An 11,788-nucleotide genomic window follows, 5' to 3' on the forward strand; every position below is an offset into this window, starting at 1 on the left:
TAATGTACTCAATGTATTTTTTTAAAATCTTGTCGTTTAACCGCATATAACTGCCATATGTTTTGAGAGATTTTTTGTCTATATGCAAAACGTCATTCAAAATGAACTTAATCGATTCCTCACACATAACGTTGTCATGATTGGGAACCAAAAGGCGGGTGAACCAATTGTAAAGGGCGATCTCATACTTACTCTTGAAGGAATAGACTCCTTTACGGGTAATGTAAGCATAGATAATTGGGTCTTTTAATTTCTCCCAAACAGGCTCTGTAAATTCAAATGAAATCACGCCATTGTTTAGCTCAGATGGGCCCAAAATTTGAGCCATACGCCAGCCAGGATTATTGTCTTGTCTGTGTATATTGAAATCCAGCACCGTTTCCATGAGGGTCTTAACGTACTCACGCAGTGCTTCATAATTGTTGCTGGAGATACCAATTTCGCTCATAACTTCCCGTACGGGCATCTGAAACTGACGCTGATTTTGAATCTTTCCTTTGGTCAGACTTACTAGGGCAACAAATGTCTTGTATGCCCCAACCTCCATTAATTTGTTGGTATCTAAGAAACCAACCGCCATTCTGAGATACTCAGCATCAATCTTGGCCATGGACTTATTATTAAGCATTAAAAAGAGGGTATCTTCGTTTTCGCTCATGTGACTCCCTGACCTTTTGTTTTTCAAAAAAACAGTTCCTCTACAGGGTCTCATTAAAAACACATTCAGTCAAGAGTCGTGGTGTTTTTAATCACCATACGAAAATATAGATTGGGATGTTTTTTATTTCAAATTTGTCAGATCCCAAAGATGGTGTTTTAAACCTTTGTATCTATCTGGCAAGTCGCCTCAAACTTAGTAAAAAAGCTAATTTTAGAGAGACCGATCCATAAAATACAGGTTTAAAAGGGAATATATCCCAAAGACGGTGTTTCTATTTTCTGCTTCGGAAGTCAAACATGACCAAAAGCTACATATAGAGCTTCATATCCACCTATAGCACTTCCATCCCAAAGATGGTGTTGCTTCATCCCAAAGACGGTGTTGCTTCATCCCAAAGATGGTGTTTTTTCATCCCAAAGATGGTGTTTTTTCATCCCAAAGACGGTGTTTTTATTCAGATCTCTGGATCGCCAAAATGATTGCTACAAGCGGGTTTCCAGGATCGGCAATTTTCCCTCTTAAATTCTTTAAATATTTTAAATATTGATCAACATCACGCGCATGCGCGCGCGAGAATGATGATTTATAAGAACTTTTTCTAAGACAAAAACCAAAGACAACAGCAAAAACCAAAGGCCACGGAGAGCCATTCTAAGTGGGCTAAAATACGCTGAAGGGTACTTAAAAGCATTTCGGTACTCGAAAGGTATCCGACAGGCCTTAAAAACGATTTAAACACTTTTTTGTTTAAGGGAGTGTTCTTGATTTTTCAAAATGCTTTGGTTCTGTATCGAAATAAATTTTAAGCATTTTAAATTCTTCCATTGAATAGTTATTCTTTAAAACAGTAAACCAGTGGAGCATAAAAGTCCCCGAATGAACGGTTCGCCTCGCTTACCGTTGTCATACCCTTAATTGACAGAACATCTAAAAAATTTTCCTGGAGCGGGTATGACGGAATAGCAAGTTTGCAATTTCGCACGAACATGATATGTTAGTGGTAGGCGGCAGGGCAAAATTGCAACTTGCCAGTGGGGGATGCCCCCTCTGGACTCCCCCTGAAACAGCGCTTAAAAACAGGTCTGAAGTGAACAGACTGCACAATAGACTGTTTTACGCAGCGCATTTAATTTGTGATTTTTTTGCAATGGATGGTACCTATGCAGGATCGACAAACGTACATGGAAAAGTATCGGGAAGAGTATAAGGAACGGAAGCGACGAGTAACCGTTACCATGACCCCCGATGAATATGAATTGATCTGTCTGGAAGCAACCCAGGCAGGGAAGAGTGTTCCTGAAACCATGAAAGAAATGGCACTAAGGTACAAGAGCACGGTGCCCCTTGTGCCCCAAGCCAACCAAGAGCTGGCTCATGAGTTGCGTCTTCTTGTGCGCAACATGGCCAATAACATAAACCAAATCGCACACAATATGAACCTGAACCGACATTTGTATGGCCCAGAGGCCAATATGCACGCCCACAGGGTACTCAAAAATCTGGAAGACAAGCTCATGATTCTTGAGGAAGAAGTGAGCAGTGTCTTCTTGCTTCATGGCAAATGATTATTAAGTCACTTTCGCGCAAAAGCGCAAGTTACGATCAGTTGCTGGAATATATGCAGCGGGGAAGTGTTCAGGACTTTACCGTATTTCATAATCTTTACCGAAATGTTGAGAAAGACAGAATTATCCAAGAGTTTGAACTCATGGGGGAGCAACTGCCGCCACGCAAAAACGGCAATATGCTTTACCATGAAATTTTAAGTTTGCAGCGCCAGGAAGGGGTTGACCTGGAGCAACAGAAACAAGCGTTGTACACCATGGTGCAGCAGTACCTCCAAGAACGGGCACCTGGTCAACTGGGGTATGGTTGTATGCACGTTGAAAAAGAACACCTACATATTCACTTGATGCTGAGCCCCAATAGTTTGGATCGTCCGGCCAAACGTGTCAGGCTGACCAAGTCCCAACTGTGGGAAATCCAGGGGCGCATGGAAATGTTTTTACAAGAGCGCTGGCCAGAACTGAAGGAGCGCAGTTTGTATTCCCGCAGTGCGCCCCCAGCTCTCAAGAAAAAAGACAGGGAATTCCAGCTGGAGCAGAGGACTGGTAAGCCTTCCGTGAAGAGCCAGGTAAAAGAAAAACTTGAAGTCATGCTTGAGCAGAGTACGACCCAAGCAACCCTGACGGCCAGACTGGCAGAACAAGATATGGAGCTGGAAATCAGAGGCAAAAATCCAGTCGTCATTGCCGCTGGTCGCCGCTACCGGCTTCGCACCTTGGGGCTTTTACCCGCCTATGAACGGGTACTGGTACTCGATGGCTTGGCCGAACAGATGAAGACACATGGCAACCCTGCCATTCCTCCCCCTGCGGCCACTGACACGCCCCCACAGAAAGCCCCTCAAGCTCAAGCATTACCAGAGCCCAGCGCTCCAAGTGCTGATGCTCTTACCCAACCAACTCAAGTGCCAGAACAGAAGTACCAGGCATCTCCTGTTCAACCACGCCAAGAGAAAAAGCCTGAAGCCCAGATAACTTATTCTGAGCCCAAAGCACCCTCACAGATTCAAGATACAACTCAGAAATCCAAAACAGGATTCTGGAATCAAATTCGTGATACCGCTGGAAAAGCCCAAAATGCCGTCAAGGAATTTCGAGACGACTTCCACAAGGCATTGGAACAACATGCCCAAAGTAAAAGCATTCAAAGTAAGGAGGAGCCAGTTGTGCCCCCGCCAAGTAAAGATGACGATGAAAAACGACGGGTTGAAGAACGCTTGGCCCGTCTCAAGAAAGCCAGGGAAAAAGAGCTACCCCAACGCTCTGAACGTCGCCAGGAGAGGGAAGTGCGTTCCGTGCAACGGGATGAAACTAGAAAACGTGACCAGGCTACTCCCAATCGCCAGGAGCCCCGTACTCAACCTATGGATCGTGAATCACAGGAACGCCTTGAACGGCTACGCAAAATGCGCGAAAAAAAGGGCAGGCAAGACCGTGAACGTGGTTGGGAGCGGGATTAAGGTTTTTCTTGAGGAAAAGGCAAAATTTGTTACTCTAGATAAAGACGACACAAACATAACAAGCGGACAATATGGAAATTTTAATTGGCCTGGTTCTCATGGGAGCTGTGGCTGCTGGAGCGGTATCTATTATGGATAAAGGAACTGGTATCATTTCTGGGCCTTTGCGCTTTTTTAAGCTGGTTTCTGGCCCCATGGCTTGGCTTTTCTTTCCACATGAAAAGCCCAAGGGAGCACGTTTCCTGAAAGACGATGAGATTGCCGAGATTCTGAAACCGAAAAACAAAGGGCTGCTGATTGATGGTAAACAAGGCCGCATTACCCCTGAAGTAAGCTATAAAAATGCTATCATCATTGCTCAAATCGGGGCAGGGAAGACCCGCCGGTATGTGATGCCCAATATTTTAACCCAGGACAATTGTTCCTTTGTCATTACCGACCCAGCGGGCGAATTGTATGCCAATACAGCCGGTGACCTTGCTAAACGGGGGTACAAAATCTATGTACTCAACCCTTCTGATCCGATGCAAAGCAACCGCTATAACCCCCTCAAGCGAGCATCTAGCTATACCCAATTTCAAGAAGTTGCAGCCGTCTTGGTGGATTCAGCTGCAACTGGCCAAACCGCAGATGGAGGCTTTTGGAACAATGGGGCCAAAGAACTGATTGAATTGTTCATTGCCTGTTTGTACCGCTATGGGAAGAGCCACAAGTTCACCTATCACTTGCCGAATGTTTACCAGCTGCTGCAACGGCTGTTTGATGCTGATGTTATGGATACCTTTGTAGCTCAATATGCCCCTGATGAAAGTTACGTTGACCGCTATGCTTCTCTGATTTCAGGGCAAAATGAGAAGACTGTGCAGGGCTATCTTTCAACGGCTTTGAATGCCATGAAAAGTGTGGGCAATCCTGATATGGCCCAGCTCTTCGTCAATGATGACTTTCGTTTTTCCCTGCTGCGCAAAGAAAAAACGGCCATCTTCTTAATTGTACCGGCTGACCGTATTGCGCCCTACAGCTATGTGATGAATCTGTTTTACTCCCAGCTCTTCACTTCTGTGATGCGCAGCTTAGACCCCAATGATTTGCCGTTTTATGCCATTCTGGATGAGTTTGGGCACTACAATATCCCCCATTTTGAAACCACGATGACCACCGCCCGCAAGTACAAAGTCTCTATCTCTCTGATTTTGCAAAGCGTTCATCAGCTTTACAAGCACTACGGGGAGCATGGCGCAAAAATTATTATGGGTGGAGGCATTGCCACCAGAATTTTTTACTCAGGCATGGATTTAGAGACTGCCAGCATGGTTGAGAAAATGTTGGGCAAAGTGCAGGTTGTTCAAAAGACCAGAGGAGGTGAAAAGCATGTGCGGGAAGAAAACCTCATGAATGCTGATCGCCTGATGCGCATTGAGGATAACCAGGCCATTGTTTTGACAGGGAACAAAGAGCCCATGATGCTCACCACCCACCTGGTACATGATCAGCGCGACTTTGTACGGCGGATGCAGGTTCCACATCCGCCATTGCCGAGCAAGAGACCCTTAAAGATCCAAAGAGTCGAGTTTAACAGTAAAAAGAAGTGATCTTGGTTCTGGGACTTTTACTGTGCCTTCCATTCATCAATTTTCCATTCACCGTTTTCAAGCACCAGAGTCGCTTGAATCCTATATGGCTCAACCCCTGAGCGGTCAGCCTTTGTAACATCGGCCCTGAAATTAACCCTGACGACCGTATTACCACTCTCATAACTGGGAGCAGAGAAGTCAGATAAATTCATACCCGCTTGGTTTTTAAAGAGTTTGTCATAGTAAGCGGTTTCACTCGCCAGATACTTTTTTTCTCGCTTTGCTTCCTGAGAAAACATCTGATAGGCCCCACTTGAATCCCCTGACGAACACGCCCTTGCATAGGCATGTAGCTGATCAATTGGATTTTGGCTACTTACCGCCGTCTGTACTTGGCGGGGACGCGGAAGAGAAAAGCCTCCTTGTGGCTGATAGTAACTGGCCAGCAACCAAATCAGACAGGCGTATCCAACAGCGGCAAGCTCTGGCCCAGTAGAAGGGAAGAGAGCAGCCCCGCCCCATATCCGGCACCAGCGGCGGTCTTCATCCAGAACAAGCAAGGGGCGGATTCGCCAACTTTTGACCAATTGACCTGACTTTTTAGGCATCAGGACGCACAGTTCATACCAGCCGCCGCGATCCGCTCTGAACAGCTCTGTGGTACGCCACAACCAGGCATACTTGAATTCATCACTAATTTTCAGCCCGTTTCCGTACTCTCCCACATGGCGATAATCTTTTGGCAGTGTAGGAATCGGACGCATTAAAAACAATGTGACACGGGCCATGACAATCAAAGGGTAATTGCTCCCTCGGGCATAGTGATCAGCTACATTCTCTTGAAGACCAAAGTAAATACCACGGCCCGCATAATCACCAGTTCCGACATACCACATACCCTTCTGAAAAATAGTCGGGTTTTCTTTGTCAGGGTCTGGCCGCCCCACATTGGCAGCATCTGTCCCATGAAAGCCTGTGACTGTGGTAAAGACGGTATCCAGGGCCACCATACAGAGGGATTGCACAATGATGCGAACGTTTTGAAGCAGAAAAATGACCAGGCGGACAGGGAAGAAAGCGGCTACTTTAAATGTGCGCCGCCAACCATAGCTTTGCCGGTATGTTTTGGATTCGGGGTAAAACAAATCCATCAAGGCAATGGTGACAGAGAAACTGAGAAACACCAAAAAATCAAAATATACAGCGGTTATGAAGCGCACGGGTGTCATGTAAATGTATAGATAGCCCCAGTAAAGTAACCTCAAGGGCAAAAACAGAAAAAAGACAGGTCTGGAGACCCCTTTGTTATAGTCCCGCAGCCAAGGCACCCACCGGCCAGGGTATTGATAGGCCCAAAGCAACCAATTGAGAAAGAAAAAGGGTTTACGCCAGCTCCAGATTAAAGCGGGAATACTTCGAAGAAGAGTGCGTGCAGCATCAACACTCAGAGAGAACAGCTTGGAAACAATAAGAAAAATCCAGTATAGGACATATAGCCAAAGAATTGCGCCTATTATGTATTCCACTGAGAGCCTCCAGCTCTTTTTTGATCAGTGTATCAAGCAAACTTGACGCTTTCCAGATCAGTTGCTTTTTGAATGCAAACTGATATGATTTCAGCGCTCATTTCATAACGTAATGAATATGGCTCTCAATATCCCCCAGGACGCAGATGCTTTCGATTATGGTTACAGCAAAGGTTTTGAAGATTACATGGTCGGCAATACACGAGAACAGATTAAACAGAACGGGTCTCAAATCGCAGTGGCTTATGCTTTGGGCTATGAGCTGGGTTATGACCATGCGGTGGCCTATCTTCGCAACAGGGAAGAAGCATATCAGCCAAATTAAAGTTCGCGCTCTGGGCCACTACGCCCCCGTTTTTTCCTGAGTGATCGGAGCCGGTTCATGCGCCGGTTTATTTGCTCCTCAGGGTTTTCCTGTTGTTGACTGGCTTGGCGCGATTCACTTTGCAGACGAGATTTTCGCACAGCGGCTTCATACCCCTGATGATACGCCTGGACATAGCGTTCTACGTCCTGAGACCGCATCATCACCATCTTGCCCAGGTTTTTTAGGGCGTGGGGTTTGCGTTTTTTTCCAGCTTTATAGTCGTCAAATCCCTGGTTGTAGCCATCTGCATAGGGATCGGTTTTATTCACCATAAACCTCCCTATGCAATTTCATTCTTGACACTATTTTAACACCTCCACAACAACGGAAAAGGTTACCTGTGGTCGGCAGACTGCCTGCGGCAGATCTCCCAACCACAGGTTCAATAAGAGGGGCTTACTTTACTTTTTCCCAGAATTGAATAGAGTTTTAATGCCTATCTTCATGATGAGGCAAATCTCAAGAAAGGAGGTATCCCCTGTGGAACAGAAAGAACAGCTGACACCGACGCAAATTCTCAACAGTCTGCATGGTTTTATTGGGTCTGAACAGTTTTATCGGATCTATCCCAATGTCATCATTACAGAGGGTGTGAAATTTCTCTGCGACCAGGCTAATTGTTTTTGGTTGATTGATTGCATTTATAGCTATCAAACCATCAAAAAAGTTGCTGTAGAGACGTTCCAGGTCATTGACCTTACGGTTGACCTGGCAAATCACACAGGACTGATTGTTGTCACAGATGGCAACGAAGTAGAGCTGATGCGACAAGAGTTGGAATTCACAGATTTCCCATTGTCTCAAATTCGCTTGTACTACACGGACAGCACCGTTTTACTCCCTCGGGAATACTAATCCCAAAAGCAGGCCAGCCAAACCGGCCTGCTTTTCCTTGCAATTGACAGAATCCCGTATATCTTTTTTGCGCGATTTCTCGCAGAAAGGAGATCTGGTATGGAGGAAAAAAGTATCCACTTGCTTCTGCCAGTCAATATTTTGGTCAGAAACGGGTTTGCCTGGTGCCTGGAACTGCTGGAGGAAGGTCGCTTGTATCAGGAATCGACACGAAGCCCGTCACACACCACCTGCCCAACTTGCCTAAGCAACTATCAAAAGGCAACGGAAGATCCCCTGCATCCATTACGGGATCATTTGCTATTGGCCAATTTGAAGCGTTCCCTGGTTATGAAGAGCCCTGAGATTGTGGCCAGATACTGCCGCAGCATGGTACGGGAGGAGCAAATTGTTTTAAAGTGCTTGGCTCTGACCTCCAGGCAACGGTTTATCAGCGCCAAAGTTTTGGCACTGGGAACCCTGACCGGCATTCTGACGCACCCAAGGGAAATATTTCACTTTGTGCTTTCACAAAATGCCTTCGGCTTCATCCTGGTACAGAATCAACCTTCTGGAGAATCCGACCCTTGTGAGGAAGCTTGCGAACTGACTGAAAAAATGGTCGAGTGCAGCAAGCTCATGCAGTTAGAGTTTTATGACCATGTAATTGTGGCTCTGGATGGCTATTACAGCTTCCGTGAGCGCACAGCTATATGGGAATAAGACACTTCAAGGCCCACTTTAACAGGTGGGCTTTCTTTTGCCTTCCTGTAAAGCCTTGTTACACTGAATACAATTCCATTCACCTGATATAAAGGAAACTTATAAATTGCTTTTGAGACCGACCGCTTTATGACAATAACACCTTATCATGCCAAATACTTTGCCCATGAACTGACCCGCCGCTGTCCCTCGGATAGCCTGGAAAAGTTAGCGGGCTCTTTGGCTGATGCTCAGGTGGATCTGAACCCGCACCAGGTAGAAGCGGCCTTGTTTGCCTTCCGCTCACCGCTTTCCAAAGGAGCTATTTTAGCCGATGAAGTAGGCTTAGGAAAAACCATCGAGGCAGGCATTGTCTTATCCCAAAAGTGGGCCGAACGGAAACGCCGCATTTTGCTAATCCTTCCGGCCAACCTGCGCAAACAGTGGAATCAGGAGCTACAAGAAAAGTTTTTCTTGCCCTCTGTGATTCTGGAAGCCAAAAGCTTTAACCAGGAAATCAAAAACGGTCATCTGAACCCCTTTGACCAAAAGTCCCTGGTGATCTGTTCATACCAGTTTGCCCGCTCTAAAGAACCCTACCTCAAAGCAATCTCCTGGGATTTGGTCATTATTGACGAAGCTCACCGGCTGCGCAACGTCTATAAGCCAGACAATAAGATCGGCAATGCCATTAAAAACGCCCTGGCCAATGTACCCAAGATTCTGCTGACAGCGACCCCGCTACAAAACTCCTTGCTAGAGCTGTATGGCCTGGTCAGTTTGATTGATGAACACATCTTTGGCGACCTCAAAAGCTACAAAACCCAGTTTTCACGCCTAACCACTGAAGATGGCTTTGACGATCTAAAAGAGCGTCTGAAACCCATCTGTAAACGAACTTTACGCCGCCAGGTGCTGGAATACATCAAGTACACCAATCGGATTCCCATTACCCAGGAGTTTTACCCGTCAGAGCCTGAGCAAGACCTCTATAATAAGGTGTCTGAATACCTTCAGCGACCCCGACTCTATGCCTTGCCCTCCAGTCAGCGCAAATTGATGACCCTGATTTTACGGAAGCTCCTTGCATCTTCAACCTACGCCATTGCTGGAACGTTGGATGCCCTGATTAAGCGCCTCAACCTGCTTTTAGAAACCAAGCGGATCACTACATCCAGTATTGAGCGGTTTTTTCCTGAATATATGGGCTCAGCCAGTGACTTTGAGGCCCTGGATGATCTTTCTGATGAGTGGGATGAAGAAGAAGACGAGCAAGACACCGCAAAAGCAAACGAGCGGGTCTTTACCCCTGAAGAACTGATAGAAATCCAAGAGGAAAAAACCCTGGTCGAATCCTTTGCCCAGCTGGCCAAAGAGATTCAAGAAAACTCCAAAGGCCAGGTACTCATGAAGGCCCTGATAGCAGGTTTTACAGAAGCTGAGAATCGGGGTGCAGACAAAAAGGCCATTATCTTCACAGAATCCACCCGCACACAGAAGTACCTGCTGGATATTCTCAGCAATACTGAGTATGCAGGCAAAATTGTGCTGTTCAACGGCAGTAACAATGACCCCTTCTCGCGCCAGATTTATCAGAAATGGCTGGAGAAAAACAAGTACACAGATAAAGCAACCGGCTCAGCCACGGCAGACAAACGAGCAGCCCTGGTGGAATTCTTTAAAGATGAAGCCGTGGTTATGATTGCCACTGAGGCCGCCGCCGAAGGTATTAACCTGCAATTCTGTTCTTTGGTCGTCAACTATGATTTGCCCTGGAATCCCCAGCGTATTGAACAACGTATTGGGCGTTGTCACCGCTACGGGCAAAAGCATGATGTTGTAGTGGTGAACTTTCTGAATAAGGCCAATGCAGCTGATGAACGGGTGTATGAACTCTTGTCTGAAAAGTTTAAGCTTTTTGATGGGGTCTTCGGGGCCAGTGACCAGGTTCTGGGCTCGATTGAATCAGGGGTAGACTTTGAAAAACGAATCTCTGAAATTTACCAGAGTTGCCGGACTGAAGAAGAAATTCAGGTCAGCTTTGACGCTTTGCAGCAGGAAATGGAACAGCAAATCACCGACCGGCTGAGCATGACACGACAAAAGCTTCTGGAAAACTTTGATGAAGAAGTGACCGAGAAGCTACGGCTTAACCTGGAAAAAAGCAGAGAATACCTGAATAAGTATGAAACGTTGCTTTGGGGCCTGACTCAATACGCCCTCTGGTCTGTAGCTGCCTTTGACGAAGAAGAGCCCTTTGTTTTTGATCTGCGCCGGAATCCCTATGCAGTATCAGAAATCCCCACAGGCCGCTACCGCATGGGCCGACATGTTGAAGATGCCCATATCTACCGACTTGGGCACCCCTTGGCCCAGGAGGTCATCAACACCTGCAAAACCCCAGATCTCCCCCTTGCTCAACTGGTTTTTGATTACACCGGCAGCCCCAAGAAAATCAATATCCTTGAGAGTTTGGTGGGACAGGGGGGCTACCTTCGGGTTGAGCAACTCACCATTGATTCCTTTGAAACCGAAGATTATATGGTGATGAGTGGTGTGACAGAAACGGGCGAGACCCTGGAGCCCGAACAATGCGCCAGGCTCTTTTCGCTCGAAGCCCAGGCCCCTGAAGAATCTGATAAGGTGCCGGAATATGTTGTTGAAACCCTCAAGGAATTGGGCTTCAGGTTTGAAACAGAACTGATTCAAGCTAATCTGGAGCGTAACAGTGGCTTTTTTGATACAGAGATGGAAAAACTGGAAAAATGGGCTGATGATATCAAGGCCAGTTTAGAAATTCAGTTGAAAGAATTGGACAAAGAGATAAAATTCCGTAAGACTGAAGCGAAGAAAATCCTGAATTTAGAGCAAAAAGTCAAAGCTCAGCGAGAAATCAAGGATCTGGAAAAAAAGCGGAATCAGCTCCGCATGAGCTTGTATGAAGCTCAAGATGATGTAGACAACCAGAAAGAGGAGCTGATGACCAGCATTGAAACCCGTTTGCGGCAAAAGACCCAACGGACTGAATTATTTACGATAAGGTGGAAACTGGTATGAAAAAACAACGACTTGAGCTGACTTGGATTGGCAAAGACCAGC

The 11,788-nt window shown here is 46.3% G+C and carries 10 protein-coding genes; 7 read left to right on the forward strand and 3 right to left on the reverse strand.

The annotated features are described in order from the left end of the window. Positions 1-658, reverse strand: a 658-nt coding sequence (locus COW20_00080) for a hypothetical protein (GenBank protein PIW51157.1), incomplete at its 3' end; no start/stop codon positions are given. A 1,238-nt stretch (positions 659-1,896) separates the two neighbouring features. Between COW20_00080 and COW20_00085 the strand changes: the two genes are divergently transcribed. The 3 genes from COW20_00085 (at position 1,897) to COW20_00095 (ending at position 5,278) form a co-directional block, all read left to right on the forward strand. Further along, a complete protein-coding gene (locus tag COW20_00085) occupies positions 1,897-2,226 on the forward strand; it encodes a hypothetical protein (GenBank protein ID PIW51158.1) in 330 nt (109 codons plus the stop codon). Continuing rightward, a complete protein-coding gene (locus COW20_00090) occupies positions 2,223-3,686 on the forward strand; it encodes a hypothetical protein (GenBank protein PIW51159.1) in 1,464 nt (487 codons plus the stop codon). Before COW20_00085 ends, COW20_00090 begins: the two co-directional genes overlap by 4 nt. A 71-nt stretch (positions 3,687-3,757) precedes the next feature. Next, positions 3,758-5,278: a hypothetical protein gene (locus tag COW20_00095; GenBank protein PIW51160.1), complete on the forward strand. Its 1,521-nt coding sequence runs from the start codon at positions 3,758-3,760 to the stop codon at positions 5,276-5,278. Positions 5,279-5,295: 17 nt separating this feature from the next. On the opposite strand, the gene COW20_00100 is transcribed toward COW20_00095, so the two are convergent. Next, positions 5,296-6,786 carry a hypothetical protein gene (locus COW20_00100; GenBank protein ID PIW51161.1) on the reverse strand — a complete coding sequence of 497 codons (1,491 nt, stop codon included), beginning with the start codon at positions 6,784-6,786 and terminating at the stop codon, positions 5,296-5,298. Between the two features lie 112 nt (positions 6,787-6,898). Between COW20_00100 and COW20_00105 the strand changes: the two genes are divergently transcribed. Then, positions 6,899-7,111: a hypothetical protein gene (locus tag COW20_00105; protein PIW51162.1), complete on the forward strand. Its 213-nt coding sequence runs from the start codon at positions 6,899-6,901 to the stop codon at positions 7,109-7,111. On the opposite strand, the gene COW20_00110 is transcribed toward COW20_00105, so the two are convergent. Continuing rightward, the gene (locus tag COW20_00110; GenBank protein PIW51163.1) at positions 7,108-7,425 is read right to left on the reverse strand and encodes a hypothetical protein; all 318 of its coding nucleotides are present in this window, start codon (positions 7,423-7,425) and stop codon (positions 7,108-7,110) included. The two genes, COW20_00105 and COW20_00110, sit on opposite strands and share 4 nt — an antisense overlap. A 208-nt stretch (positions 7,426-7,633) precedes the next feature. Between COW20_00110 and COW20_00115 the strand changes: the two genes are divergently transcribed. The 3 genes from COW20_00115 to COW20_00125 all read left to right on the forward strand — a co-directional run bounded on the left by COW20_00115 (position 7,634) and on the right by COW20_00125 (position 11,746). Next, entirely contained in the window at positions 7,634-8,008 is a 375-nt protein-coding gene (locus tag COW20_00115) for a hypothetical protein (GenBank protein ID PIW51164.1), read from the forward strand. Between the two features lie 99 nt (positions 8,009-8,107). Next, positions 8,108-8,710, forward strand: a complete 603-nt coding sequence (locus COW20_00120; protein ID PIW51165.1) for a hypothetical protein — start codon at positions 8,108-8,110, stop codon at positions 8,708-8,710. A gap of 129 nt (positions 8,711-8,839) precedes the next feature. Then, the gene (locus tag COW20_00125; GenBank protein PIW51166.1) at positions 8,840-11,746 is read left to right on the forward strand and encodes a DEAD/DEAH box helicase; all 2,907 of its coding nucleotides are present in this window, start codon (positions 8,840-8,842) and stop codon (positions 11,744-11,746) included. The last annotated feature ends 42 nt before the right edge of the window (positions 11,747-11,788 follow it).

Source organism: bacterium (Candidatus Blackallbacteria) CG13_big_fil_rev_8_21_14_2_50_49_14, from assembly GCA_002783405.1.
Classification (GTDB): domain Bacteria; phylum Cyanobacteriota; class Sericytochromatia; order UBA7694; family UBA7694.